The 24,785-nt window shown below is 56.2% G+C and carries 25 protein-coding genes, 2 tRNA genes and 1 pseudogene; 13 read left to right on the forward strand and 15 right to left on the reverse strand.

Annotated elements, in window-relative coordinates:
- Window positions 1-459: 459 nt before the first annotated feature.
- A pseudogene (locus ACNKH3_RS10080) lies at window positions 460-1,470 on the forward strand (IS701 family transposase).
- A 295-nt stretch (window positions 1,471-1,765) separates the two neighbouring features.
- Here the strand turns inward: ACNKH3_RS10080 and ACNKH3_RS10085 are convergent.
- Window positions 1,766-4,288 (reverse strand): glycogen/starch/alpha-glucan phosphorylase, encoded by a 2,523-nt coding sequence (locus ACNKH3_RS10085; RefSeq protein WP_420209139.1) that lies wholly within the window; start codon window positions 4,286-4,288, stop codon window positions 1,766-1,768.
- Between the two features lie 216 nt (window positions 4,289-4,504).
- Between ACNKH3_RS10085 and ACNKH3_RS10090 the strand changes: the two genes are divergently transcribed.
- The 5 genes from ACNKH3_RS10090 (at window position 4,505) to ruvA (ending at window position 9,836) form a co-directional block, all read left to right on the forward strand.
- Window positions 4,505-6,571 (forward strand): lysylphosphatidylglycerol synthase domain-containing protein, encoded by a 2,067-nt coding sequence (locus ACNKH3_RS10090; protein WP_420209140.1) that lies wholly within the window; start codon window positions 4,505-4,507, stop codon window positions 6,569-6,571.
- Window positions 6,572-6,692: 121 nt separating this feature from the next.
- A complete protein-coding gene (locus ACNKH3_RS10095; RefSeq protein ID WP_417917045.1) occupies window positions 6,693-6,911 on the forward strand; it encodes a GIY-YIG nuclease family protein in 219 nt (72 codons plus the stop codon).
- 305 nt (window positions 6,912-7,216) lie between these two features.
- Window positions 7,217-8,176 (forward strand): glycosyltransferase family 2 protein, encoded by a 960-nt coding sequence (locus ACNKH3_RS10100; RefSeq protein WP_420209141.1) that lies wholly within the window; start codon window positions 7,217-7,219, stop codon window positions 8,174-8,176.
- Window positions 8,173-9,219, forward strand: coding sequence for a glycosyltransferase family 2 protein (locus tag ACNKH3_RS10105; protein ID WP_420209142.1), 1,047 nt, complete (start codon window positions 8,173-8,175; stop codon window positions 9,217-9,219). Before ACNKH3_RS10100 ends, ACNKH3_RS10105 begins: the two co-directional genes overlap by 4 nt.
- Entirely contained in the window at window positions 9,216-9,836 is a 621-nt protein-coding gene (ruvA, locus tag ACNKH3_RS10110) for a Holliday junction branch migration protein RuvA (protein ID WP_420209143.1), read from the forward strand. The genes ACNKH3_RS10105 and ruvA overlap by 4 nt, the downstream gene beginning before the upstream one ends.
- An 85-nt stretch (window positions 9,837-9,921) precedes the next feature.
- Here the strand turns inward: ruvA and nusB are convergent, their stop codons facing one another.
- From nusB to ACNKH3_RS10180, 14 genes are all read right to left on the reverse strand, one after another.
- Window positions 9,922-10,338, reverse strand: a complete 417-nt coding sequence (gene nusB / locus ACNKH3_RS10115) for a transcription antitermination factor NusB (RefSeq protein ID WP_420209144.1) — start codon at window positions 10,336-10,338, stop codon at window positions 9,922-9,924.
- Entirely contained in the window at window positions 10,338-10,802 is a 465-nt protein-coding gene (ribE, locus tag ACNKH3_RS10120) for a 6,7-dimethyl-8-ribityllumazine synthase (protein ID WP_420209145.1), read from the reverse strand. Before ribE ends, nusB begins: the two co-directional genes overlap by 1 nt.
- Window positions 10,803-10,892: 90 nt before the next feature.
- Window positions 10,893-11,048, reverse strand: a complete 156-nt coding sequence (locus tag ACNKH3_RS10125) for a hypothetical protein (protein ID WP_420209146.1) — start codon at window positions 11,046-11,048, stop codon at window positions 10,893-10,895.
- A gap of 13 nt (window positions 11,049-11,061) precedes the next feature.
- Window positions 11,062-11,601: a J domain-containing protein gene (locus ACNKH3_RS10130; protein ID WP_420209147.1), complete on the reverse strand. Its 540-nt coding sequence runs from the start codon at window positions 11,599-11,601 to the stop codon at window positions 11,062-11,064.
- Between the two features lie 75 nt (window positions 11,602-11,676).
- The gene (locus ACNKH3_RS10135; RefSeq protein ID WP_420209148.1) at window positions 11,677-12,921 is read right to left on the reverse strand and encodes a bifunctional 3,4-dihydroxy-2-butanone-4-phosphate synthase/GTP cyclohydrolase II; all 1,245 of its coding nucleotides are present in this window, start codon (window positions 12,919-12,921) and stop codon (window positions 11,677-11,679) included.
- Window positions 12,922-12,945: 24 nt separating this feature from the next.
- The gene (locus tag ACNKH3_RS10140; protein ID WP_420209149.1) at window positions 12,946-13,599 is read right to left on the reverse strand and encodes a riboflavin synthase; all 654 of its coding nucleotides are present in this window, start codon (window positions 13,597-13,599) and stop codon (window positions 12,946-12,948) included.
- A 2-nt stretch (window positions 13,600-13,601) separates the two neighbouring features.
- The gene (locus tag ACNKH3_RS10145) at window positions 13,602-14,243 is read right to left on the reverse strand and encodes a restriction endonuclease subunit R (RefSeq protein ID WP_420209150.1); all 642 of its coding nucleotides are present in this window, start codon (window positions 14,241-14,243) and stop codon (window positions 13,602-13,604) included.
- A 32-nt stretch (window positions 14,244-14,275) separates the two neighbouring features.
- The gene (locus ACNKH3_RS10150; RefSeq protein ID WP_420209151.1) at window positions 14,276-14,866 is read right to left on the reverse strand and encodes a tetratricopeptide repeat protein; all 591 of its coding nucleotides are present in this window, start codon (window positions 14,864-14,866) and stop codon (window positions 14,276-14,278) included.
- A gap of 22 nt (window positions 14,867-14,888) precedes the next feature.
- Complete coding sequence (locus ACNKH3_RS10155; protein ID WP_420209152.1) at window positions 14,889-15,308, reverse strand: hypothetical protein; 420 nt, start codon at window positions 15,306-15,308, stop codon at window positions 14,889-14,891.
- Window positions 15,301-15,570: a nucleotidyltransferase family protein gene (locus tag ACNKH3_RS10160; protein ID WP_420209153.1), complete on the reverse strand. Its 270-nt coding sequence runs from the start codon at window positions 15,568-15,570 to the stop codon at window positions 15,301-15,303. The genes ACNKH3_RS10155 and ACNKH3_RS10160 overlap by 8 nt, the downstream gene beginning before the upstream one ends.
- A gap of 13 nt (window positions 15,571-15,583) precedes the next feature.
- Window positions 15,584-16,735, reverse strand: a complete 1,152-nt coding sequence (locus ACNKH3_RS10165) for an HTH domain-containing protein (RefSeq protein WP_420209154.1) — start codon at window positions 16,733-16,735, stop codon at window positions 15,584-15,586.
- 100 nt (window positions 16,736-16,835) lie between these two features.
- Window positions 16,836-17,951 carry a DVU0298 family protein gene (locus tag ACNKH3_RS10170; protein WP_420209155.1) on the reverse strand — a complete coding sequence of 372 codons (1,116 nt, stop codon included), beginning with the start codon at window positions 17,949-17,951 and terminating at the stop codon, window positions 16,836-16,838.
- Between the two features lies 1 nt (window position 17,952).
- Window positions 17,953-18,582 carry a tetratricopeptide repeat protein gene (locus ACNKH3_RS10175; protein WP_420209156.1) on the reverse strand — a complete coding sequence of 210 codons (630 nt, stop codon included), beginning with the start codon at window positions 18,580-18,582 and terminating at the stop codon, window positions 17,953-17,955.
- Between the two features lie 228 nt (window positions 18,583-18,810).
- Window positions 18,811-18,886: transfer RNA gene (locus ACNKH3_RS10180), tRNA-Asn, on the reverse strand.
- Between the two features lie 138 nt (window positions 18,887-19,024).
- On the opposite strand from ACNKH3_RS10180, the gene ACNKH3_RS10185 reads away from it, so the two are divergent.
- The 7 genes from ACNKH3_RS10185 (at window position 19,025) to ACNKH3_RS10215 (ending at window position 24,760) form a co-directional block, all read left to right on the forward strand.
- Window positions 19,025-19,102 (forward strand) — tRNA-Pro (locus ACNKH3_RS10185).
- A gap of 151 nt (window positions 19,103-19,253) precedes the next feature.
- Window positions 19,254-20,237, forward strand: coding sequence for a serine O-acetyltransferase EpsC (gene epsC, locus ACNKH3_RS10190; protein WP_417915737.1), 984 nt, complete (start codon window positions 19,254-19,256; stop codon window positions 20,235-20,237).
- 10 nt (window positions 20,238-20,247) lie between these two features.
- A complete protein-coding gene (gene cysK / locus ACNKH3_RS10195; protein WP_417915738.1) occupies window positions 20,248-21,171 on the forward strand; it encodes a cysteine synthase A in 924 nt (307 codons plus the stop codon).
- Window positions 21,172-21,310: 139 nt separating this feature from the next.
- Window positions 21,311-22,459, forward strand: coding sequence for a hypothetical protein (locus ACNKH3_RS10200; protein WP_417915739.1), 1,149 nt, complete (start codon window positions 21,311-21,313; stop codon window positions 22,457-22,459).
- Entirely contained in the window at window positions 22,438-22,989 is a 552-nt protein-coding gene (locus ACNKH3_RS10205) for a DOMON-like domain-containing protein (RefSeq protein WP_417915740.1), read from the forward strand. The genes ACNKH3_RS10200 and ACNKH3_RS10205 overlap by 22 nt, the downstream gene beginning before the upstream one ends.
- Before the next feature lie 156 nt (window positions 22,990-23,145).
- A complete protein-coding gene (locus ACNKH3_RS10210; RefSeq protein ID WP_420209157.1) occupies window positions 23,146-23,793 on the forward strand; it encodes an adenylate kinase in 648 nt (215 codons plus the stop codon).
- A gap of 70 nt (window positions 23,794-23,863) precedes the next feature.
- Window positions 23,864-24,760, forward strand: coding sequence for a phosphoribosylaminoimidazolesuccinocarboxamide synthase (locus ACNKH3_RS10215; RefSeq protein WP_420209181.1), 897 nt, complete (start codon window positions 23,864-23,866; stop codon window positions 24,758-24,760).
- Window positions 24,761-24,785: the final 25 nt, after the last annotated feature.

The following is a 24,785-nucleotide window of genomic DNA, read 5'->3' on the forward strand; positions in this document are numbered from 1 at the left end:
CAGGACTGACCCGCTCCGCTTCGGCGCTGCTATAAACTCGCTGAGTGCCGATTAAAAAATTAATATAATCGTACTCACTTACTTTGGATTTATTCATCCTGATAGGTTAACTGATTTTTACCAACTGCGTAACTCCTATTTATGTCGAAAATATAACACAAAATGTTGAATTTTCAATATTAAAATAAATAACAACAGCCAGAAAACAGCAAAATGAATGCGGTATTTTTCGAGGAACCCTTGAAAACTCATCCTTCGACAGGCTCAGGAACTGCGCACTCTTCGGCTTCGCTCAGAGCACTTGTTCGTGCAAGTGCCCTGAGCGAAGCCGAAGGGCATTTTATAGTGCTTCAGCTATAAGCGGTAAAAAGACAATTAACTGTAATGGTTGAGAGCCTTATTTCAACTGCGTAACTCATATAGGAGTACGCAGTTGGGAAAAGCATGGTAAGTAGCGGCATGAATAAATCCAAAGTAATAGACTATGATTATATAAATTTTCTGATATGAACGCAGAAAGTCTACAGCTGCGCGGAAGCGGAGCGTGTTCAACCTGATAAAACAGGCAACCTGTCGCATGATGCGTTCACCCGTCAATTGCATCGGCTTTTTCCGGGCACAGACCGGCTTTGGTTGGAAGCCTGAGAACATGTTGATATCACAAAATGGTTTCTGATTTGCGATGACAGCGCATTAGACAAATTTTACAGCAAAAAAATTGAGCTGGTGACGCGTCATTGGTCAGGAAAACACAAACGAGTCGTGTTCGGCATCAATTTGATTACCCTTCTGTAGACAGAAGGCGAGCACTATCTGCCAGTTGACTATAGAATTTACAATAAATTTTCTGATCATCTGACAAAAAAAATGATCATTTTCAATCCATACTGCAAAAAGATGCGGAGCGAGTCTTCACTCCGGAGTGCGTCTTGCTCGACACATGGACATGCAAGTCTTGCAAATCTCAAATTCATCCGTTCTTTCAACTGTATTTTTTAAACGGATTGGAATGCAACCGGCATGTCAATCCTGATAAAACCTAAAATCGACCTGTCAAGGGCAGCAGATATTCCAAGAAAAGGTGATATTGTTCATATTAAAGGTTATGGCATGATTAAAGTGTTCAAGAATTTTATAAAAGACGATGACTTTGAATACTGGGCGACTAATGATCTCAATATGAATGACCTGATGCGTCTCAGATATGCCGAAACTAGCTGAATAATTGAAACATATCATCGCGGCATCAAACAATTCTGCGGAATTGAGCGTTGTCAGGCGCGTTTAGAGAGAGCAGCGAAATCCTATTGAGATGGCTTTAAGAGCATTCCTGCGGATTGAACCCATTGCTTTGTCAATGGAATCTCTTGGTTTGAGGCAAAGATTTCAATTATCCGCAATGCTGTCAGAGCTTATTTGGCAAAGCCGACTTATGGTCTCGAACCCATCAATCTTTATGCAACGGCTTAACTCCTACCGATATTAAAAATCGGCAGGCGTAAGTTTTCCTGCGATCTCTGGATTCTTCCCTGCGGGCCTCCTATTTTTTATCGCAAGACCACGATTTCTTACTTCTAGTGCCTGCGATTAAAAATCAACAGCCTGCGACTCTAATGCAAGCCTCCGCGATAAAACATCAGCCTCGCGATTTCTTCCTGCAAGAGCAGGCGATAACTGCTCAGTTCCTGCCTGCGCGTCAAAAGCAAGACACTTTTCTTCCGCGCCACAGATTACTTTCCCTGCCGGAAATTGCAACAAAAAATCATCATTCAGCTCTGTGCGCCTTAGGATGAAAAAGGATGCCGTCCTCCGGCAGCTCCTGCGATTTCAGCTCGACCGGGCAGGGCCGCACGTCCCAGATCTTGCGGCTGTAGTCGAGAATGGAGCGGTCGGAGGAGAACCTGCCCATACGGGCGGTGTTGAGGATGGACATCTTGATCCAGCTCTTTTTGTCCTCGTAGAGTCTGCTCACGCGGTCTTGGCAGTCGATGTAATCCTGAAAATCCGCAAGCAGCATGTAGCGGTCCTCGTGGAGCAAGGAGTCAACAATTGGCTTGAACAGCTCGCGGTCGCCGGAGCTGAAATGGCCGCCTTGGATCAGGTCGATGGCCGCCCGCAGGTTTTCATTGTGCTGATAATAGTCCCAAGGCCGGTAGCCCTGCCGCCGCAGCTCCATCGCCTGCTCAACGTTCAGACCGAAGAGGAAGAAGTTCTCCGCGCCGACTTCCTGCCGGATTTCGACATTCGCGCCGTCCAAGGTGCCAATGGTCAGCGCGCCGTTCATGGAGAACTTCATGTTGCCGGTGCCGGAAGCCTCCATGCCCGCCTGCGAGATCTGCTCGGAGAGATTGGCCATCGGGTAAACGAGGTGGCCGATCTTGACGCTGTAGTTGGGGATGAAGAAGATCTTCAGCTGGCCGCGCACCGCCGGGTCGTTGTTGATCACCTGCGCCACGGAGTTGATCAGCTTGATGATCAGCTTGGCTATGAAATAACCTGGCGCGGCCTTACCGCCGAAGATGAAGAAGCGCGGCGTGATGCTCAGGTTGGGATCGGCCTTGATCCGGCTGTAGAGGGTGATGATGTGGAGTATGTTCAGGTGCTGCCGCTTGTATTCGTGGATGCGCTTAACCTGCACGTCAAACATCACGGCAGGATCAACGCAAATGTGGTCGCGGCAGCTGATCAGCTCGCTAAAATCGCTCTTGTTCGCCTCCTTGACTCTGCGCCAAGCATCCTGAAAGGCCGCGTCGTCGGCCAGTGTCTCTAGCTGGCGCAGCTCGTCCAAGTTAGTCAGCCAGCTTTCGCCAATGGCCTCGGTGATCAGCTTGGTCAGGCGCGGATTACTCACCGCTATCCAACGGCGCGGGGTTACGCCGTTGGTGACGTTGCGAATCTTGCCCGGATACATCGCGTCCCAGTCGGCCAGAGTGTGCCTGCGCAGCAGGTCAGTGTGCAGGGCGGCCACGCCATTGATCGCCTTTGCGCCCATACAGGCGAGGTTAACCATCCGCACATAACGCGCCCCGGTCTCGTCAATCACTGACATCCGCTGTAGCCGCTCGTCGTCGCCAGGGTATTTGATCCGCACCTCATCAAGGAAGCGGCGGTTCAGTTCAAAGATGATCTCCAAGTGCCGGGGCAGCAAGCTGCCGAAAAGGTCGAGCTGCCACTTCTCCATCGCCTCCGGCAGCAGGGTATGGTTGGTGTAGCAGAGCGTCTTGCGGGTGATGTCCCAAGCCTCGTTCCAGTCATAGAAGTGAATGTCCACCAGCAGGCGCATCAGCTCCGGCACTGCCAGCGCCGGGTGAGTGTCGTTGAGCTGGGCTTGGAAATGCTCGTGGAAATTATGCAGGCTCTCATGACTGGAGAGATGCAGGCGGATCATGTCCTGCAAGGAGCAGGAGACGAGGAAGAACTGCTGCTCCAGCCGCAGCCGCTTGCCCTCAAGCAGCTCATCGCTGGGATAGAGCACCTTGGTGATCGTCTCAGCCTTGAGCTTATCCGCCACTGCGCTGTAGTAGTCGCCGGTGTTGAATTCAGCGAAATCAAAGGAGGTGTGGGACTCCGTGCTCCAGAGGCGCAGATAATTGACGGTATTGACCTTATAGCCGGGAATCGGTGTGTCGTAGGGCACGCCGGTGATCACCCGCTGAGGCCGCCAGCGGATGCGGCGGGTGCCTTTCTCGGTGTGATAAATTTCTGTTTTGCCGCCCAATCCCACCTCACAAGCCATGACCGGCTTCTTGATCTCCCACGGGTTGCCCTGATGCAGCCAGCGGTCGCTGAACTCCTTCTGCCAGCCGTTGACGATCCGCTGGTTGAACATGCCGTACTCATAGCGGATGCCGTAGCCGACCGCCGGAATCTCCAAGGTGGAGAGCGAGTCCAGATAGCAGGCCGCCAGCCGTCCCAAGCCGCCGCTGCCAAGGCCCGGCTCTTCCTCATGATTGATGATCTCGCGCAGATTGAGGCCGCTCTCTGCTGCCGCCTGGGCGAAGTCGTCATACAGGCCGAGATTGACCAGATTATTATGCAGATGCGGGCCAGTGAGAAACTCCGCCGAGAGGTAGCAGACGATCTTCGGATCCCGCTCCAGCAGCTTCTCCATCGAGTTGACGAAAAGATGCTGCATCCGGTCGCGCAGGGCATAGGAGACAGCCAAGTAGTAGTCGTTCAGGCTGGCCGTGCGCGGGGTCACGCCTTGGCGGCAGAAGAGGTTGTAGGCAAAGGCCCGCTTGATCTTGTTGACGCGCCGGCTCTGGTCGTCGTGGGACAGCTCGCTCATGGTCATGCTCCGCTGGAAGGTTCATCTGCTGTTGTACAGATGTACCGCATCAGGCGCGGAACTGCAATCTGCTTCCTGCCTTGGCAGTCCTCAAAGCGTGCTGGCACGCTTGATTCCTCCGCTGGAAATCTCCGCCGGACTTTGTTATAGTCAGGTGTCACCGGCAAAGCCGGTGGCTTTCACTCCTGATCGCTATAACACAGGCGGCCCCTTGGCATGATTCTGCAAATATCCACCCCTGTTATCCGCAACCTGCTCCTCTCGCTCGGCATTTCCCTGCTGCTGCTCGGCCTGCTGCTGAACTGGATGAGCGGCTCGGCGGATCCTGCCCAGCAGCCGCGCCTGCTCTCCCTGCTGGCGGAGACCCTGCCGCTCTGCGTCGGCCTTTATGTGCTGACCAGCCTCAGCCAGGCGTTTTTCCGCGCCCTCCGCTACCAGCTGATTCTGCGGCATTCCAGCGGCAGCGCAGACGTGCCGGGCATGGGCCGGATGTTCACCGTCACTCTGAGCCGGAACATGTTTGTGGACATGCTGCCCGCCCGCTTGGGCGAACTGAGCTACATCGCCATGCTCAACCGGGGTTTCAAGGTCAGCGCGGAAGCCTGCCTGTCCTCGCTGGCGATTTCCTTTCTCTTCGACCTCATCGCCCTTGCCGTGCTGCTGCTTGGCATCATGGGCTGGCAGCTTGCGGCGGCGGATTTTCAGCCGTGGCTGATCGGCGTGTTCCTGATGATCCTCGCGGTCAGCGCGGCGGGCCTGTTTTTCCTTTTCCCGCTGCTGCATTGGTTCAGCGCGAAGCTGGCCCCGCTCCGCGCCCGACCTTGGGCCGCCAAATTGGTCAAGCTGACGGAAGACACCACTGCCGCGCTTGATCAGGCTCGGCAGGCGGGCATTGCAGGCCGGGTGCTGGCTCTCTCGCTGGCAGTGCGGCTGTTCAAATATCTCGGCCTGTATCTGCTCTTTTTCGGTGTCGCGTCCATCTCTTTCCCGGAGATGGACAAAGAGCTGGTTTCCGTGCTGGTCGCCTTGGTCAGCGCGGAGGCGGGCAGCGCACTGCCGGTGCCGACCTTCATGAGCTTCGGCACCTATGAGGCAGGCGGCGCATTAGCCCTGACTGCACTTGGCGCGGCCAAAACCGCCTCGGTGCTGGTCATGCTCGCCCTGCACATCTGGAGCCAAGCCGTTGATTACACGCTGGGCATAGCCGCTGTCGTGCTCTTCATTTTCCTTGTCGGCAGGCAGAATGCCGCGCCAGCGGCACAGCGGCAGAAATGGCTGCTGCCGCTGGCCGCCTGCCTTTTCTGCGCCGGGCTGGCGGTCTTCGCCTTGCAAGTCCGCAACGTCAGCAAGATGGGTTCCTTCCGCCCGCCTAAACCAGGCGAGCCGCTGCCTGCCGCTGAGGCGGAGATGAAGGTGAATCCCATCCTTGCCAAACTGCGCGGTTTCGTTATCTGGAGCAGCAACCGTTTTGGCACCCATGATTTGATCATGCTCACCTTGCCGGAGAGAAAACTGAGCCGCCTGACCGACGACCCGCATACCGATTATTTTCCCCGCATCTCGCCGGACGGCAGCAAGGTGGTCTTCGCCCGCTCGCAGGAGCCGTGGGTCTCGCAGCGCAACAAATATCCGTGGGATGTCTGGCTGCTTGATCTGCACAGCGGCGCGAGCCGTCTGCTGACCAAGCACGGCAATACGCCCACGTGGTCGGCGGACGGCAGGAAGGTCTATTTTCTCCGGCAGGCGAACCAGTTCGTCGAATATGTCCTTGCCACCGGGAAGGAGACTGTGGTATTTGAAACAGGAAAGAACCTGCCGCTGCCCGCTGCTACGCATTTAGAAACACCGGCGTGGAGCGAGGCCCGGCAGACGCTGGCGGTGACAATGCGGAAAAACGGCCCGGTGTACACTTGGCTGATTGGGCCGGACAGAACGGTGCGCGAGGTGAACGAGGGCTGCGAACTGAACTGGTCGCCGGACTCCTCCTTCCTCTACCATGTCGGCCACAGCAAGGGCCGCCGCAATGTCTTCTACAAGATCAATCCCGACACGCTGGAGCGGGAGCTGTGGTTTGACGCGCCGGGCGAATACAGCCACGAGTATTTTCCAAAACTGTCCAACACCGGCGAGGTGCTCGTCTATGGAGCCAGCACCGGCAGCCATGAGCACGACACGGCGGATTACGAAATCTTCCTCTGGCCGATTGGCTCGCCGATGAGCAGCACGGCCCGCTTAAGCTTTCATACCGGCAACGACAACTGGCCGGATGTGTTTTTGTATTGATCTGTCTGAGCGGAATACAGAGCTGCCTGAGCGAAGTCGAAGGCAGCGGCAGACCGGTGGTTTCGGCTCCGCTCAACCTCCGGTCAAATAGAAGCACTAAAGCGAAATGGCTGTCTGTTGCATGTACATCCTTGAATGTGCTGACGGAAGTTATTACACAGGCAGCACAAGGAATCTTGAGCTGCGACTTGCTCAGCATCAGGCCGGTGAAGGCGCAAATTACACCGCTCGCCGTCTGCCTGTGAAATTGGTTTATTACGAAGAATTTTCCCGGATTGATGAGGCGTTTTACAGGGAAAAGCAGGTGCAAGGCTGGAGCAGAAAAAAAAGGAAGCATTGATGCAAGGCGCGACTGAAGAATTGAAGCAGCTGGCTGAATGCAGAAATGCGACGCACTGCGCCTTCGGCTGCGCTCAGGCGCCAGACGCGGACAAACGGTGTCAAGAAAAGGAAGATGCTTGAAGCGTCAAAGGTGGTTGAGCGAAGTCGAAACCGCCGCCGCTGCCTTCGGCTTCGCTCAGGCAGCTTCATGCGTTCGCCTGTTGCGGCGCAGTTTCTGTCATTATCAAGAGAAAACGATTGAGTCATTACAAGGTGGTTGAGCGGAGCCGAAACCACCTTGCACTGCAATTTTTAATTGAAACCATGAAACTCTCCGTCGTCATCCCGATCTACAACGAAGAAGAAAACATCAATCCGCTCTATGACGAGCTGAAAGGTGTTTTAAAAACCATTGCCTGCGACCACGAAATCGTCTTTGTGGACGACGGCTCAAAGGACAGCAGCCTTGCCTTGCTGGAGAAAATCCAGCAGCAGGACGACAACGTGGTGGTGGTGTCCTTCCGCCGCAACTTCGGCCAGACCGCCGCCATGTCCGCAGGCTTCGCCTATGCCAGCGGCGACGTGATCGCGACCATGGACGGCGACATGCAGAACGATCCGCACGATCTGCCCAATTTTCTCGCCAAGATGGAGCAGGAGGGCTGCGATTTGGTCAGCGGCTGGCGGCACAAGCGGCAGGATCCCTTCCTCAACCGCCGACTGCCCTCGATGATCGCCAACAAGATCATCTCCGTCGTCACTGGCGTGCATCTCCACGACTACGGCTGCACCCTGAAAACCTTCAGGAAGGAGATCACTCAGGGCATTCATCTGTATGGCGAGATGCACCGCTTCATCCCGGCCATTGCCAGCGGCGTGGGCGGCAAGATCATGGAAATCCGCGCCAACCACCGGCCCCGGCGTTTCGGCACCTCCAAGTACGGCATCTCGCGGACGCTGCGGGTGGTGCTTGACCTGATGACGGTCAAGTTCCTCCTCAGCTACGGCACCCGGCCCATCCATGTTTTCGGCATGTTGGGCATGATCAGCGGCGGCCTCGGCTTCGTCATCGCCCTGATGATGACCATGCAGCGGATGTTCTTTGAAATGCCGATGGCTGACCGGCCCCTGCTCCTGCTGGCCGTGCTGCTCCTCTTCATGGGCATCCAGTTCATCTCCATCGGCCTGCTGGGCGAGCTGCAAGTGCGCACCTACCACGAATCACAGGGCAAGCCGATTTACGTGGTGCGCAAGGTGCTGGGCGGCAGGCAGGGCGAGCCGTGAGCGAGCGGCTGGAGGCGGTCAACATCGTCATCCCCAACTGGAACGGGCTGCGTTTCCTGCCCGACTGCTTGGCCTCCATCGAGCGGCAGCAGTGCCTGGACTGGCGGATAACGGTGGTGGACAACGGCTCCACTGACGGCTCGGCAGAGTATCTGCGCAAAGCGTATCCGCAGGTGCATCTCATCAGCTTGCCGGAGAACCGTGGCTTCAGCGCGGCGGTGAACGCGGGCATCCTCAGCAGTGTCTGCCCTTTTGTTTTCCTCCTCAACAACGACACCGAGCTGCCGCCGGATTGCCTGTATCATCTGCTCAACGCAGCGGCGGAGCTACCGGAATTCGATTTCTTTGCTCCGAAGATGCTCAGTTTTCATGAGCGCAGCATTTTAGACGGCGCGGGCGACGGCTATCTGCGCGGCGGCGCAGGCTACCGGCTTGGCACGATGGAGCGGGACAGCGCATGTTACAGCCAGCCGGGACCGGTTTTCGGAGCCTGCGCAGGCGCGGCCCTGTACCGGCGCAATATTTTCGACAGCATCGGCCTCTTTGACGAGGATTTTTTCGCTTATCTGGAAGATGTGGACCTGAATCTGCGCCTGAACCGGTCGGGCTGCAAAGGATATTATGTCCCGGCGGCTACAGTGTATCACATCGGCAGTGCCAGCAGCGGTTCCAAATTCAATCCCTTCACCATTAGGCTGTCCACCCGCAACTCCTTTTACGTGCTACTGAAACACTATTCCTTACCCCTCTTCTTCCGCTTTCTGCCGGTGATTGCGGTTTATCAGTTTCTCTGGCTGATTTTCAGCGTGAAAAAAGGGCATTGCCGCGCTTGGTGCCAAGGCATTGCCGAGGCTTTGGCGAATTGCAGCGCGATGTGGAAAAAACGGGAGGAGATCAGCCGCCATGACCGTCTGGCTATGGCAGAATTTGCCGCTGTCCTGCTTCAGGCGGAACGCGCGGCAGTGGCATCTATCATGCGGCGGCGGCAGGAGCAAGGCAAAGGCAACAGCCTGCTGCGACTTTACAAAAATATCTTTTTATGATAGCCTTTCTTTCCGGCCAGCTGCTGCACACAGAGCAGGATGCCGCTGTCATTGACGTGCAGGGCGTTGGCTACGAGGTGCATTTGTCCGCCCGCAGCCGCGACAATCTGCCGCCGCCGGGCGGCAAGGTCGCGCTGCACATCTGCACCAGCGTGCGCGAGGATGCCATCACTCTGTACGGCTTCCCGGACAGCAGTCAGAAGCAGCTTTTTCTCCTGCTGAACACGGTCTCCGGCATCGGCCCCAAGCTGGCCTTGGCCATTTTGTCGGGCATCGAGCCAGCCGCGCTGCGCAGCGCAATCTGCCTGAAGGATGTCAAACGCCTGACCGCCCTGCCCGGAGTGGGCAAGAAGACAGCGGAACGGCTCTGCATGGAGCTGGCCGAAAAGATTCAGGGATTCGCTGCGCCGCCGCCGCAGACAGCGAAAGCCAGCCAGCCGCCGGTGGCCGAGGGCTTTGCCCTGCATGACGCGGCCTCAGCCCTGATGAACCTCGGTTATCCGCAGGAAACTGCCTGGCAGGCGTTGCGGACTGTGCAGCAGGCGGATCCGCTCAAAACGGCGGCGATGCGGGTGGACGAGCTGCTGCGCGCCGCGCTGCAAAAATTGGCGGCGTGATCCGTAGCGGGGCGGCAAGGAGGGATGCGCTGCTTTGAAGAAACAGCGCAATCATTTGAATAAAAAAATGCTCAGGCTGAATGAATCAGCTTTTCTCTTGCAGGCTGTCTAAAATGCCGTTGATGAAGCTGACTGAATCCGGCTCGGCGTAGCGTTTGGCGATTTCCAATGCCTCGTTGATGGCGACCGTGGCCGGGACATCCTCGCCGTATTTGATCTCGTAGGCGGCGATGCGGAGGATGTTGCGGTCCACGGCGGCCATGCGCTCCACCCGCCAGTTGTGGGAGGAACTGGAAAGCAGGCTGTCGATCTCCTTCCGATGCTGACAGATGCCGACAATGAGTTGTTCAGCATACGGAATGGACTTGGCATCCGCCTGAAAAGAAATGCAAAACTCATTCACGCGGGCGAGCAGCTCCTCCTCGCCGCAGGAGCCTTCCTGCACGTCGTGGCCGTAGAGGAACTGGAGGGCCAGCTCCCGTGACTTTCTTCGCAGTCCCATTACAGCTGATTGATCAGACTGATCATTTCCAAAGCCGCCACTGCCACGTCCGCGCCCTTGTTGCCCGCTTTGGTGCCGGCCCGCTCAATCGCCTGCTCAATGGATTCGGTGGTCAAGACCCCGAAAAGCACCGGAATGCCGGTGTCTAACATGACCTGTGCGCTGCCCTTGGCGACTTCATTGGCGACAAAATCAAAATGCGGGGTTGCGCCGCGAATAACCACACCAAGACAGATGACTGCATCATATTTGCCGGAGCGGGCCATCTTTTGTGTGGCAATCGGTATTTCAAATGCGCCGGGCACCCGCGCCACGTCAATGTCGTCGCTTTTAACACCGGAGCGGGTCAGGATGTCCATTGCGCCTTCGAGCAGTTTTTCTGAGATAAAGGAATTGAAGCGGGAAACCACAATCCCTATCTTGCGCCCGTTGCCTTGCAGATTGCCTTCGATGAAGTTTGCCATTATTTTCTGCCGTAGTGTGTTATGTTTTTTCAATGATGGTTTTTTTAAAAATGTTATTTCCTTTTTTTATTTAGAATCACATAATTTATCTCACCATGCTTCCTCCTCATCTGTCACTAACGGAGCATCCAGCCATTCTTGATCTTCCTCGCTGAGTTGTTGCTGCAATTGTGTAGCTTGGTCAAATTGCTCTTTCCAGCCTTGCCGGGGACAAGGACTCCATTCTTTAGCGTCTGTGCAATCCATTTAAAAAAGTTGCTTATTCAAAATATTTTCTCAAGATATTATAAGCATCATTGTATATCTTTGTTTTTTCTTCAGCGAGTCTTCTCAGGTCAACGCCGAGATGAGCCACTTTATCTGGGTGGTACTCTGACATACATTTTCTATACTGAAACTTTATATCTTCCCAAGAACTATTATAATCAATATCAAGGATTCTCAACGAGCTTTTTACGTTTTCAGGAAGCTCCCGTTCGTTCTGTTTATTCTCATTTGAATTTTTATTTGCGCAATTATTTAATAAAAAAATTTTCCGGCCTATATTACTGTTTATTGTTTTGATTTCATAAAAAATATTACAGGATGGACAACGGAAAATAGGAGATTTAAACGGAAAGGAAATCCTGAGTTTCTTATCGCAAGAAAAGCATGAAATAACAATAAATTCACGCTCACTCTTCAAATAATCAGCATCAATCTGATATAAAAAACCACCGCATGTTGGACAAAGAGTTGTTGTATTGCGTTCTGCTTCGCCAATCACTAAAAAGCAATCAGTGCATCGATATCTTTTCATATCAGTTCATTGCATAAAAAAACTGATAACACAGCACCAGTCCGTTACTGATGCTGCCCCTACCATCTGATCTGTTTATGGCTCCCCAACCACCGGGCCTTGCGGCTCGTCGCCGTACAGCTCCAGCAGGTGGCCCATTTTGTCACGCTTGCAGCGGAGGTAGTCCCGTGTCTCGCATTCGCAGACCATCTCTATCGGCAGGCGGGCGACCGCCTCCAAACCATAGCCTTCCAAGCCGATAAGCTTTTTCGGGTTGTTCGTCAGCAGGCGCATTTTACGCACGCCAAGATCACGGAGTATCTGCGCCCCGATGCCGTAATCGCGCAAATCGGGCTTGAAGCCGAGATGAACATTGGCCTCGACCGTATCCATCCCCTCTTCATCCTGAAGCTGATAGGCCCGCAGCTTGTTGACTAGGCCAATACCCCGGCCTTCCTGCCGCATGTAGAGAATCACGCCCTTGCCCTCCTGCTCGACCATCTGCATGGCCGCGTGCAGTTGCGCCCCGCAGTCGCAGCGGGCCGAGCCGAACACGTCGCCGGTCAGGCACTCGGAATGCACGCGCACCATCACCGGCTCGTCCGGGCTGATCTCACCCTTGACCAAGGCGATGTGCTCAAAGTCGTCCACCTCGTTTTTGTAGGCGATGATCTTAAATTCGCCCGCATGGGAGGTGGGCAAGCGTGCCTCAGCCACCCGATGCACCAGCACATCCTCGCGCAGGCGGTAGGCAACCAGATCGGCGACCGTGGCAATCTTCAGGCCGTGCTTTTCGGCGAAGATCTCCAAATCCGGCATCCGGGCCATTGTCCCGTCATCTTTCATAATCTCGCAGATGACACCGGCGGTGCGCAGCCCGGCAAGGCGGGCGAGATCCACCGAGCCTTCGGTCTGGCCGGTGCGCACCAGCACCCCGCCCTTGCGCGCCCGCAGCGGGAAGATGTGGCCGGGGCTGATGATGTCGCGGGGCGTGGCATCCGGGGCTGCCGCCGCCAAAATAGTACGGGCACGGTCAGCGGCGGAAATGCCGGTGGTCACGCCGGTGCGGGCCTCGATGCTGATGGTGAAGCCGGTGCCGTAGGGCGACTGATTGTTCTGCACCATCATCGGCAGACCGAGCTGGTCAATAATGTCAGGACTCAAGGTCAGGCAAATCAGGCCGCGCCCGTGGGTGGCCATGAAATTGATCGCCTCTGGCGTGACAGACGTTGCGGCCATGCAGAGGTCGCCCTCGTTCTCCCGGTCCTCGTCATCCACGAGGATGATCATTTTCCCGGCCCTGATGTCTTGTATCGCCTCTTCGATGGAACAGACCGCCATGATGCGCTCCCGCTCAAAATTTGTTCAGCGCAGAAATCCGTGCTCGGCTAAAAAGGCCGGGTTGATCCTGCTTTCAGCCGCTCCGGCATCCTTGGCCGCGAGCAGCTTTTCCACGTATTTGCCAATCAGGTCAACCTCCAGATTCACCCGGTCGCCTGCTTTCAGGCCGCCGAGCGTCGTCACCGCCAGCGTGTGCGGGATGATGGAGACTGAAAAGCGGCTGCCCGCGCAGGAGTTGACCGTCAGGCTGACCCCGTCAATGGTGATTGACCCCTTCTCAATAACATATTTGGCCAGCTTTTGCTCAAGAGAAAAGGTGAAGAGCGTGAAATCTCCTGCGGCCCGGCGTTCCTCAACTCGGCCTTGAGTGTCCACGTGGCCGCTGACGAGGTGGCCGCCGAGCCGGTCAGCCAAGCGCAGGGCGCGTTCGAGATTGACCTTGCTGCCGACCGTCAGGCCGCCGAGATTGGTGCGGGCAAGGCTTTCCGGTGAGACATCGGCCAAAAAACGGCGACCTTGCATGTCGCGGGCGGTCAGACAGGCCCCGTTGACCGCGATGGACTCGCCTTCCTGCGGCTCAGTCAAATCAAAGCCAGCCTCGATGCGGAAGACTATGCCACCGCCCGCAGGCCGCTTTTCCAGCACCGCGCCCAAGCCTTGAATTATGCCGGTGAACATGATCAGCCCTCCGCGTCGCTCAGATAATTATTTCTGATGGTTTTCAGCACAGATAGGACAGCGTACAAGTCGTTGCCGGGATTGAGCAGGTCAAAAACCCGCGAGATGCCGTACACCGGAGGATTGCCCGGCATGAGCTTAAGGAAAAGAAAGCTGCCGCCATTGGTGACTAAACCGTAGCAGGGCTTGCCCGGCGCAGGATCAGCCAGCATGTAGGACAATATCTGCGCCATGCCCACTTTGACTGAAAACTCGGCCCGTTTTGACTCGATAACCAGCACCCAGAGGTTTTGCTGCAAAACTAAGATGTCAATCCGTCCCTCAATGGTCAGCTCTTCGTTCGGACCGCTGACGCTCACTGATGCCTCAGTTCTGATATGGAAAGGGGGAAGGAAAAAATCAGCAAGATGGAGCAGCGGAGAAAGCACCGTCAACTTGACGGCATTCTCCGGCATGGCGGAATACTTGATCATATTCATGTAGGCTGCCCGCGCCATATCAAGAAACTTCTTTTCCTCCGCCCCAAGAGCAATCTGCTCACTCTGCCATTCTTGGAAAAATTGCCGCTCCTCGCTCAGGCGAATGGCAAATTTTTCCTCCAAATCATGCAACGTGATGTCTTTTGCCGCGATGATATCAGCCATGACCTGCCCTCCTTATGCGCCAAAAAAACTGTTTACGCCCGCTCCAGCTCGTCAGCGCGGCTCGCAAAGTCCTCAGCCATGCGCAGGTGCTTAAAATTTTTGTGGATCGCGGCAACGGTGCGGCAGGTGTCCGCCGCCTTGGCCCTGTCGCCCTTTTCTTGGTACAGCTCGGCGATCACAGTCATCGTCTCCACCATGCCTTTCGGATCTTTGGTGAGCTGATAATGCTCAACCATGTCAAAGGCGTATTCCAAGGCTTGGTCGAATTCACCCAGCTTGCGGTGCGCCGCCGCCATTTTTTTGTTCAGAGCGAGAATAGAGAAGGAATCCTCCTCCTTCTCGCAGACAGCGTAGGCGCGGCGGTAATGCGCCAAGGCGGCGGCATAATCCTGCCGCTCCAAGCAAACATCGCCGAGCCGGTCCGAGGCGTTGGCAATGCCCGCTTCGTCGCCCTGCTCCTCGAAGCCTTTCAGGGCGTTATGAAAGGCCATCGCCGCCATTGCGTATTCGCCTTTTTTGAACTGCTCGCGGCCTTCGAGATAATCGCGCTTGGCCGGATCGTTTTCCGCTGCGGTCTTGGCTTGGCCAAGAGAATCAAGCGGCTGCGTGAACGTGGATGACATTTGTTTTTTCTCCGGTGGCAACTTATTGCAATAATCCAAAAAGTTCTTCTTTAAGGATCATGTAAATATTCGCACATTGCGCTACTAATGGTTCCATTTTTGCAGGATGCAAATCAAGCGCGTAGGCGTGAATGAAAAAATGCCGAAAGGCCAAATGCTCGCCCAGTTTATCCCGCATTGAAAGGGAGATAATTTTTTCTTCTGCGGCAAGGTTAAGCAGGTCTCTGTGCCATGAACTCCCTGCTGGCAAAGGGATATTTTTCGCCTTGCATATCTGTTTCAGGATGTTTTCTATCCCGTTGTAAAAATTATGCAGCAGCGTTGCCACTCCAGCCAGTTCTAAAAAAGATAGGCGCGGCAGCTTTTCAGAAAGCGGAATTTCCTTAAGCAGCAGTTCGATATTTTCAAATTCAGCTTCAATTTTATCTCGTAAATCAGCCATAAAGAACCAAGCCTTCCGAGGCGGCGAGATCAGAGAATTTATTCTTCATCTTCAGGTCAAATATATCCACTGGCTTTGAGAGACTGAAGATCAATTCGCTGTAAAATTTAAAAAAAAGCGAATCGCTGACTCCTTCAACAGCGAGGTCTATATCGTTGCTCTCCGTCAATTGGTCGCAGCCAGAGCCAAAGAGAATAATTCTCTTCGCGTTGTATTTCCTGCCGATATTCTGTATTGCGAGCCGGTCATGTTCAGAGAGCATGTCAGTCCTCCTGTTACAACTTGTTCAAAGCCGCATCCAAGGTCGCCTTGATCCGCTTCTTTTCAATTTCAGGATCAACCTTCTGAAGATACTCCACCGCTGCCAAGTCATCGCCACGCCTTCTGTTCTGACGCGGCTCCAGAGCCTCGATCAGAATAGCTTCCAAGGCCGGAATCAGATTTTCCGCCTTGTAACTGTCCGGCAATGCGCCAATCTGGCCATCATCGGAAACAGGCAGCAGGCCGAACCACGAAAAGCGGTCCCAGCGGGCGGACAGCCGGTCAATGGTGTGCTCATACAGCCGCTTGCCGAGCGGCCTGTCCGTGCTTCTGCCAACATAAATAACTTCCCGTCCGTCATACAGCAAATAAATGCCGAGCTGTTTGCAAAAATCAACAGTCTTCGACCCTATCTGCTGCATACCAAGAATTTTTGGCATCGAATTCCATTCGATAAATTCTTTTCTCCAGAACATGCCGAATGATGTTATAATTTCATACTGTTCCTCAGTGGCTTTCTCCTCAGAGGTAGAGTCTTCAGAATCCTCTGCGTTTTTGTCGAAGAAATTAGAATTCAAGGCAAAAATTCCTCTTCCGGCACGAATGAAAGGGGAAAAGGCTCCATCGTCTCTAATGGAAGCGGTTATGTATCTTTTTACTGTATACGATGGTGTCGCTCCGATATTTTTACACAGACCTTCAGATATTATTTTTTCTGTTATTTCATTATAATGAAGAGGTATTGACGACGAAATCAAAATTTTCTTAATGGCTTCAATCCATTTTGTTTTTGATTCCCTTGCATTTGATCTTGCTTGAGTTTCACTCTCTTCTGCGCAAGACGGCAGAGCAGTAGTTTCCTCCTCTGGTTTAATTTGCGCAGAACTATCGGCAGGAATGAGTTTGACCTCTTGAGTATTGTTTTCTGGCTTTGGCGAAGGAGAAACAGAAGCAGGCGTGATTGGTTTGTTGAGCTGCCGACTGGAATCGTTTTTCGAGTTTGCTCCTTTATATTTATAAGCATGGTTCCACTGCCCGCTGCCATCCTTTGAAATCATATCATGATCGTTAATTTTTCCCTCGTCAAAAAGCCTCTTGACTTCCGCAACGGATAAATTGCTGACAATTTTGCCGTCTTGCGATTTAACTGAAAATGTCACAGCCATTTTTTTCTCCAGATTTTTTTAATTTCATCGAGTTATACTGTCGGCAATATCTTTGCGCTGTCCAGAAAATACGTTGCCGACAGCTTTGGCCGCCATTCTATCACGTTCTGCGCATCTCCGCCACCGCCTCCGTCACCAGTGCGGCCACGGTTGTTTTCACCGGCTCACCGCGCTGGTAAATGGTAATTTCACTCATATCTTGCTGCAAGGCCATGATCTGAAAAATAACCTCGCTGGCCTTGACCCGGCCCAGCAGGCGCACGGTCAGGCCGCGCACTGCCGCGCTGTCGTGGTCAAGCAGGGGGAAGAGCGAGTAAAACGGCGTGCTGCGGACGAGATCAGGGCGGACGGCGGCGATCTCGGCCAAGCCGTGCAGCGCGGCCTCGCGGGTGCCTGCATCGCCCATGAAGTTGAGCAGATGACGGGTGAAGGCACCGTAGATGTCGGTCCGGGCGGCGATGATCGCGCCGATGGCCTCAACCATGCCCCAAGGCATGGAGGCGGAATCCGAGCAGGCTTCAAAGAGCCGGTGCAGCATGTCCGCGACCGGCGCAGGTTCGCGGGTGGAGAGCCGCGCTGCCACCTGCCCAATCAGCCAAGCGGTCTTGTAGCGTCTCTCCGGCAGCGGCTCATAGAGCAGCTTTTGCAGGAAACGCAGGGTGCGCTTGTCGTCAAAGCTGAGATCAACCAGCGCGTCCACATCGCCCGCCTCAGCAAGCTGCTTGACCAAAGGCTTTGTGGCTGCCCGCTTCTGCCGCTTGGGATCACGGACAGGCTCCAGCTCAGGAATGACCGCGCTGCCGCTCTTGGCTTCCAGCTCTTTCTTCTTGGCGAAGCGGGCAGCAACCTCGGCAATATCCTTGTGCAGGCGGACAAAATACAAGATGCCGCGCACCGCTCTGCCGTCCAAGTTGCGCTTGGGGCAGATCTGATGGGTGACATCATCATAATCCTCGACAATGCCGGTCAGATAGTCGCCTTCCGGGATTAGCTCCCACGCCAGGTCCCACTCGTCGCCGCAGGCGAAGACCAAGCACTCGACCATGGCCGAACCAATATTATGCCCGGTCGCGTCGCTGACATAGACCGCGCCGCACTGGCAGCGGCCCGCCGGAAACTCCTTCATCGTTCGCTGCACCGTCTCGGAAGGCTTTCCCACCTCCATGCCGCAGAAGGGGCACCACGGGCGGCTGTGCTGCTGTTTGCCCGCTGCCATGCTACTGCTCCATCTTGGCGTTCAGCCCTTGGACAAAGCGCGGATCCACGGAATAGCCCAGCTCCTTGGCCCGCTCCAGATGCTGCATGGCCTCCTTGTATTCGCCCTTGAAATAGAGAGCCACAGCCAAGTTGTTGTGGGCCATGCCGCTGTCCGGCTCCAGCGTCACCGCCTGCCGGGCTGCTTCCACCGCCTTGTCGTCCTGCTCCAGCATGGTGCAGGCAGAGGTCAGGTTCAGCCAGGCGGTGAGCAGGTGCGGGTCAATCTGAATCGCTTTTTCATAGCATTCAACCGCTGCTGCCGCGTCGCCTTCCTGCTGGCGGATCAGGCCGATGTTGACGTGCGCCTCAGCCATGTTCGGCGTTATGGCCAGAGCCTTCTCGTTCAGCTCCAAGGCGCGGGCAACGTCGCCCCGGTCAAAGTAAATCGCGCCAAGGTTGATGTAGCTCTCCACCGAGTGGTCGTCCAATTCAATGGCCCGCTTCAGCTCGCGGATGGCATCGTCGGCGCGGCCCGTCTGGCGGTAGAGCAGGCCGAGGGTGTGGTGAGCGATGATGTTGTTCGGGTGCTCCTTGCAGATTTTTTCCTGCTCGGCGATCACGGCTTGAAGGGGCTTCTGGATTTCAGTCATCTTGCTTTCCTTGCGGCAAAAATAAACGGAACGCCGCGTCTGCGCGGCGAAATGGACTGTTTGCGGAACGGTAAGCACGAACTGCGCTGCGGCAAGCGATAATAGCAGAGACTGCGGCTTTGCGCAAGAGAACCGGGCGGATGAGGAAATGCTGCGTGAAAAAACTGGGAGCGGTGCTGCGGAAAAGAAAAAGCCCGCTGGATTTCTCCAGCGGGCTTGAACATTCTTTGGCTCCCCGGGACGGACTCGAACCGCCGACAGGGTGATTAACAGTCACCTGCTCTACCGACTGAGCTACCGAGGATTGCACACCGCCTTGCGGCAGCGTTGCTGGCAGATTATTTAGCACAGCGGACGAAAAGAGTCAAGCGGAAAAAACGAAAAAGGTTGCGCTCGACACGGAAAGCCGTTACAATGGGCAGACGCAGCATCCTTCATCCGTCGGGGCGTAGCGCAGCCTGGTTAGCGCGCCTGCCTTGGGAGCAGGAGGTCGAGTGTTCGAATCACTCCGCCCCGACCATCATGAAGCCCTTCCGCAGTGCCTCTTTTTTTCACCTTCCGTTTCAATTTCCGCCGCAGACTGGCCTTGCTGTTTGACAGCAGGGGAATTTCTTGTTATATCAAAACAAAAGCAAATCGTTCAAGCAGCGGATTCCGCGAAGGAGCCTCCCATGTCCGGCAAAACAACAGAACCCTGCGGCTGCACCGCCGAGGTGCGGCTCTGCGCAGAGCCTGCATCCGACTTCATCCCCTCGGTTGTCGAAAAACTGGCCGAGGGCTTCAGCTCGCGCCGCTGGTCGAGCCACATCGAGCCAGTGGAGATTCCGTCACGGCATGAGACCATTGAGCTGATTTTGGAGGCCCAGCGCATCCTTTTTCCCGGTTATTTCAGCCGTTCGACTCTGCCCAGCCCGTCCAGCTTGGAATACCACCTTGGCCACAATCTCACCATTTTTCACAAAAATCTCAGTCATCAGCTCAACTCCGCCCTCCGCCACGAATGCTTCCGCCGCCGCCATTCCTGCTCGCTCTGCGGGGAGCGCAGCAGCGAGCTGGCGGCAGAGTTCATCCGCTCGCTGCCGCAAATCCGCGAGACGCTGGAGACCGACATCAGCGCGGCCCTTGAAGGCGACCCGGCGGCGGCCAATGCCGACGAGGTGATTTTCAGCTATCCCGGCCTCTTCGCCGTGCTGGTCTATCGGCTGGCGCACCGGCTCTATGAGCTGGAAGTGCCGCTGCTGCCGCGCATCATGAGCGAGTACGCCTACCACCGCACCGCCATTGACATCCATCCCGGCGCGACCATCGGCGAATCCTTCTTCATTGACCACGGCGCGGGCGTGGTGATCGGCGAGACCAGCACCATCGGCAGGCGGGTGCGGCTCTATCAGGGCGTGACCTTGGGCGCACTTTCCCTGCCCAAAGGCGCGGGCAGACAGCTCAAGCACGTCAAACGCCACCCGACCATTGAGGATGATGTAATCATCTACGCCAACGCCACTATTCTTGGCGGGGAAACAGTGATCGGGGCGCGCTCCATCGTCGGCGGTAACGTCTGGCTGACCAAGAGCGTCGGCCCGGACACCAAGGTGCTGCTCAAGCAGCCAGAGCTGGTTTATATCGGCAAGAACGGCGAAACCAATCACAATCAATAGGGAGGCGGCAATGGACATCTGCAAGGATTTGGCTGGCAGCGCAGGCAACACGCCCTTGGTGCGGCTCAACCGCTTCAGCGCGGGCTGCGGCGCGGAGATCGCGGTCAAGCTGGAATCGGCCAATCCGCTCGGCAGCGTCAAAGACCGGGTGGCTGTGGCAATGATCGAGGCGGCGGAGCAGGACGGGCTGATCGGGCCGGACACGGTGATCATCGAGCCGACCTCCGGCAACACCGGCATCGGCCTTGCCTTTGTCTGCGTCGCGCGTGGCTACCGGCTGATCCTCGCCATGCCGGAAACCATGAGCGTGGAACGGCGCAAGCTGCTGACCTATCTTGGCGCGGAGCTGGTGCTGACCCCCGGCCCTTTGGGCATGAAAGGAGCCATCGCCCGCGCTCAGGAGCTGCTGCAAGAACACAAGTCCGCGTGGATGCCCAATCAGTTTGAAAATCCGGCCAACCCGGCTATGCACTATCGCACGACCGGGCCGGAAATTTGGCGGCAGACGGACGGGCGCGTTGATTTCTTTATCGCAGGCGTGGGCACCGGCGGCACGATCACCGGCGCGGGCCGTTTTCTCAAAGAGCAGAATCCTGCCCTGCGCCTGATTGCTGTGGAGCCTGCCGCCTCGCCGGTGCTCTCCGGCGGCGCGCCCGGCCCGCACAAGATTCAGGGCATCGGCGCAGGTTTTGTGCCGAAGATTCTTGATCTCAGCCTGATTGATGAAGTGATGCAAGTCAGCAATGACGAGGCGATGGAAGCGGCCCGCAGCTTGGCCCGGCAGGACGGCATCCTCTGCGGCATATCTTCCGGTGCGGCGGCGGCGGCGGCCAAGAAGCTCGCAGCCAGAACGGAGAATGTCGGCAAGCTGATCGTGGCCGTGCTGCCGGACACCGGCGAGCGCTATCTGAGCACCGAGCTGATGGCGGGCTGAAAAAAAACGTCTGCTTTCCCGCATTTTGCCGCAGGCAGTAAAAAAAATTTGACTCAGAACTATCCTCTTGTTTATAATGACAATATATTTTTTGTCAGATTAAAGGCCAGCTGCCGCGCCGCCAAAACGGGAGAAGAGAATGAAGAGGATACTGCTTGCGTCATGCCTTGCGCTGAACTGCATTCTACCGCAACTGAGCTTCAGCAAGGAGCTGAAGTGGTCAGAGGTAATTCCCATCACAGGGAAAGGCGCGACCAACTGCGGCAAAACGCGGATCAGCAACGAGGCCTGGGACAAATGCGAAGCATGGGCGAAAGAAAAGAAAGGCGCGGTGATTAAAGATGTCGAGCTGTACAACATTGCCACCGAAACAGATAAAGGCACCTCTTGGGATCCAAAGCTGGACTGCACGTTTCATGCCAATGTGAAATGCGGCTACGCCATTGAGACTGGCCCGAAACTCAAGCTGAAAGGACTGCTCAAGCCGAAAGGCGAAGCGGCGGCTGGCTGCGACGCGCCGCCGCCAGGCGAGAATGGCGAGCTGATTATCGGCCAATGCGCGGACGGGGCGGCGGACAAAAAAACTCCGCCGCCCAAGCAGGCGGCGGTGAAAAAACAAAAGGCGCAAAAAACGACCGCTGCGGTTCCGGCTCCAACAAAGGCAGGAGCAAAACGGACTGCCTTGAAAACCAAGAAAAAGACCGCCGCAATCCGGCGGTCTGGCCTGCTGCGCATCAAAGGCGGCGGGCTGCCGGACTGCGGCGCGAAGCAGCTCACCAGCGCGGCATGGGGCAAATGTGAAATCTGGGCGGCCAAGAAGAAAGGGCTGCCTAGCAGACCGGTGATTAAAAACGTGGAGCTGCACGGCTTCACAACCAAGCCGCAGACTCCGGCAGGCTGCTCCTATGAGGCGAAAGTGAAATGCCTTTATGTGCTGGCCAAGCCAAAGCCGGGAGCCGTCAAGGCCGCCGGAAAGAGCGTTCCCAAAAAGAAAAAAGCGGCGGGCCAGGAGTATGTGGACAGCAGCGGAATGCGCTGGTCGCCTTTGCTGACCATCCAAGGCGCAGGCGTGACCAACTGCGGCGAAAACCGGATCAAAAACGAGGCGTGGGACAAATGCGAGGCGTGGACGGCGGCGAAACGGCAGCCGGGTGTCCGTCTCAAGCCGACGCTGAAAGATGTGGAGCTGTACAACATCGCCAGCGAGAGCGACAAGGGCACCTCGTGGGCGCCCAAGCAGAGCTGCACCTTCCATGCCACGCTTAAATGCGGCTACAAGATGGAGTGACGGCGCAGCTGCGGCCCTTTGCTGCGGACAGCCTGACTGCCGGCCTTGAGCTGGCTGTCAGCGCGGCACGCAGCTCCTCCGGCTTGCTGTTCCGCTGCGAGCTGCGCGGCTGGCTGAAGAAGCTGCTCCTGCCGGAGCAGTCAGTTGTTCCCGCCCGCCGGGATCAGCTCTGGCAGCAGACCTGCTTCGAGCTGTTCGTCGCGCCCGCAGGCTCGCCGCAGTATTGGGAGGTCAACCTTTCGCCCTCCGGCGACTGGAATATTTACGCCTTTGCCGCATACCGCGAGGGAATGCGGGAGGAGCTGGCTGTCACCGCGCTGCCCTGTCAGATTGATCGGCAGTCCGACTTTCTGACGCTTGAATTCGTCTTCCCCGCAGACAGGATCATCGCCCCGGAGCAGCCTGCCGAGGCGGCGGCAAGCGCAGTCATTCAAGGCCGCAATGGTCAAACGAGCTTCTGGGCCTTGCGCCACTGCGGCCCGCAGCCTGATTTTCACCGGCGCGACAGCTTCTGCCTCAGCCTGCCCTGAGACCAGCGCAGAATTTCGCCCCTGCCCGCTTTCCCCTACCATCTTGCTGAGAAATGGTGTATGCTGTCTCTTTTTCCGCAGCTGCGGAGCGGCAGACAGCTCCGCCCTTTCTCAGGCATCCGCCTTTCCTTTCTTCAACCATATACGGAGCAGACTATGAAACTGATTCTTCTCGGCGCGCCCGGCGCGGGCAAAGGCACTGTGGCCAAGCTGCTGACTGCCATTGACGGCTCTGTCCAGATTTCCACCGGCGACATCCTGCGCGGCGCCGTCCAAGCCGGAACCGAGCTGGGCAAAGAAGCTGAAGGCTACATGAAGCGCGGCGATCTCGTGCCGGACTCGCTGATCATGGGCATTATGGAGAAACGCCTGCAAGAGCCGGACTGCGCCAATGGCTTCCTGCTCGACGGCTTTCCGCGCACCATCCCGCAGGCCGAGGAGCTGAAGAAGCTGCTGGTCAAATTAGGCATCACCTTGGACTGCGTTGTCAGCATTGACGTGCCGAAAGATGTCATCCTTGACCGCCTCTGCACCCGCCGCACCTGCGAAAACTCCGCCTGCCAGGCCATCTACAACGTCAAGTCCAACCCGCCCAAGCAGGAAGGCATCTGCGACAAATGCGGCGCAAAGGTCGTGCAGCGCGAGGACGAGACCGAAGCGGCGATCATCCACCGTCTCGCCACCTACAATGAGAAGACAGCCCCGCTGATCGGCTTTTATAAGAACGAGGGCCAGCTGCTCCCGGTCGAGGCGACCAGCAGCGACGCAGTCATCGCCGCTGTGAAGAAAGAGCTGAATCTGTAATAGGTTGTAGGGGCAATTCATGAATTGCCCCTACAACCCCTTCCGTCAACCTCAGTTTCCTTTTCCAGCCATGAGCAATGCCGTTGTCACCCGAACCAATCTGCCGGAACTGAAGCTGCTGCACCGGGGCAAGGTGCGCGACATGTATGAAATACCCGGTCATGAGGACAAGCTGCTCATGATCGCCACCGACCGGATTTCCGCCTACGACGTGGTCATGGACGACCCGGTGCCGGGCAAAGGCCGGGTGCTGACGCAGATTTCCCTTTTCTGGTTCCAGCTGCTGGGCGGCATCGTCCCCAACCATCTGATTTCCGCTGACGTTGACCAGTACCCGGAGATCTGCCGACAATACCGCGAGCAGCTGGAAGGCCGTTCCATGCTCGTGCGCCGCACCAAAGTGATGCCGGTCGAGTGCATCGTCCGGGGTTATATTTCCGGCTCCTTCTGGTCGGCGTACAAAAAGAACACCACGGTCTGCGGTTTCGAGCTGCCGACAGGTTTGCGCGAATCCGACAAGTTTCCGCAGCCGCTTTTCACGCCGTCCACCAAAGCCGAGCAAGGCCTGCATGACGAGAATATTTCTTTCGCCAAGATGGAGGAGATAGTCGGCAAGGAGACAGCGGCGAAGATGGCGGACATCAGTCTGCGGCTCTATGCCAAGGCAGCGGAATACGCCTTAAGCAAAGGCATCATCATCGCCGACACCAAGTTTGAGCTGGGCATGACCCCGGACGGAGAGCTGATCCTGATTGACGAGGCGCTGACCCCCGACTCCTCCCGCTTCTGGCCGCAGGATCAGTACGCGCCGGGCAAAGGCCAGCCGAGTTTTGACAAGCAGTTTCTCCGCGATTACCTCTCCTCGCTGGATTGGAACAAGCAGCCTCCGCCGCCGCCGCTGCCTGCGGAGATTGTCGCCAAAACAGCGGCCCGCTATGAAGAGGCTGTGCAGCGGCTGACAGCCTGATTTTTTGTTTTTCCCCGCAGCGATG

Source organism: Candidatus Electronema sp. JC, assembly GCF_048287365.2.
Taxonomy (GTDB): Bacteria; Desulfobacterota; Desulfobulbia; order Desulfobulbales; family Desulfobulbaceae; genus Electronema.

Bases quoted from the DNA above. Each gene is read 5' to 3' on its own strand.
- ACNKH3_RS10085 (WP_420209139.1), bottom strand. From the start codon at position 4,288: ATGAGCGAGCTGTCCCACGACGACCAGAGCCGGCGCGTCAACAAGATC.
- ACNKH3_RS10090 (WP_420209140.1), top strand. From the start codon at position 4,505: ATGATTCTGCAAATATCCACCCCTGTTATCCGCAACCTGCTCCTCTCG.
- ACNKH3_RS10095 (WP_417917045.1), top strand. From the start codon at position 6,693: ATGTACATCCTTGAATGTGCTGACGGAAGTTATTACACAGGCAGCACA.
- ACNKH3_RS10100 (WP_420209141.1), top strand. From the start codon at position 7,217: ATGAAACTCTCCGTCGTCATCCCGATCTACAACGAAGAAGAAAACATC.
- ruvA (WP_420209143.1), top strand. From the start codon at position 9,216: ATGATAGCCTTTCTTTCCGGCCAGCTGCTGCACACAGAGCAGGATGCC.
- nusB (WP_420209144.1), bottom strand. From the start codon at position 10,338: ATGGGACTGCGAAGAAAGTCACGGGAGCTGGCCCTCCAGTTCCTCTAC.
- ribE (WP_420209145.1), bottom strand. From the start codon at position 10,802: ATGGCAAACTTCATCGAAGGCAATCTGCAAGGCAACGGGCGCAAGATA.
- ACNKH3_RS10125 (WP_420209146.1), bottom strand. From the start codon at position 11,048: ATGGATTGCACAGACGCTAAAGAATGGAGTCCTTGTCCCCGGCAAGGC.
- ACNKH3_RS10130 (WP_420209147.1), bottom strand. From the start codon at position 11,601: ATGAAAAGATATCGATGCACTGATTGCTTTTTAGTGATTGGCGAAGCA.
- ACNKH3_RS10135 (WP_420209148.1), bottom strand. From the start codon at position 12,921: ATGGCGGTCTGTTCCATCGAAGAGGCGATACAAGACATCAGGGCCGGG.
- ACNKH3_RS10140 (WP_420209149.1), bottom strand. From the start codon at position 13,599: ATGTTCACCGGCATAATTCAAGGCTTGGGCGCGGTGCTGGAAAAGCGG.
- ACNKH3_RS10145 (WP_420209150.1), bottom strand. From the start codon at position 14,243: ATGGCTGATATCATCGCGGCAAAAGACATCACGTTGCATGATTTGGAG.
- ACNKH3_RS10150 (WP_420209151.1), bottom strand. From the start codon at position 14,866: ATGTCATCCACGTTCACGCAGCCGCTTGATTCTCTTGGCCAAGCCAAG.
- ACNKH3_RS10155 (WP_420209152.1), bottom strand. From the start codon at position 15,308: ATGGCTGATTTACGAGATAAAATTGAAGCTGAATTTGAAAATATCGAA.
- ACNKH3_RS10160 (WP_420209153.1), bottom strand. From the start codon at position 15,570: ATGCTCTCTGAACATGACCGGCTCGCAATACAGAATATCGGCAGGAAA.
- ACNKH3_RS10165 (WP_420209154.1), bottom strand. From the start codon at position 16,735: ATGGCTGTGACATTTTCAGTTAAATCGCAAGACGGCAAAATTGTCAGC.
- ACNKH3_RS10170 (WP_420209155.1), bottom strand. From the start codon at position 17,951: ATGGCAGCGGGCAAACAGCAGCACAGCCGCCCGTGGTGCCCCTTCTGC.
- ACNKH3_RS10175 (WP_420209156.1), bottom strand. From the start codon at position 18,582: ATGACTGAAATCCAGAAGCCCCTTCAAGCCGTGATCGCCGAGCAGGAA.
- epsC (WP_417915737.1), top strand. From the start codon at position 19,254: ATGTCCGGCAAAACAACAGAACCCTGCGGCTGCACCGCCGAGGTGCGG.
- cysK (WP_417915738.1), top strand. From the start codon at position 20,248: ATGGACATCTGCAAGGATTTGGCTGGCAGCGCAGGCAACACGCCCTTG.
- ACNKH3_RS10200 (WP_417915739.1), top strand. From the start codon at position 21,311: ATGAAGAGGATACTGCTTGCGTCATGCCTTGCGCTGAACTGCATTCTA.
- ACNKH3_RS10205 (WP_417915740.1), top strand. From the start codon at position 22,438: ATGCGGCTACAAGATGGAGTGACGGCGCAGCTGCGGCCCTTTGCTGCG.
- ACNKH3_RS10210 (WP_420209157.1), top strand. From the start codon at position 23,146: ATGAAACTGATTCTTCTCGGCGCGCCCGGCGCGGGCAAAGGCACTGTG.
- ACNKH3_RS10215 (WP_420209181.1), top strand. From the start codon at position 23,864: ATGAGCAATGCCGTTGTCACCCGAACCAATCTGCCGGAACTGAAGCTG.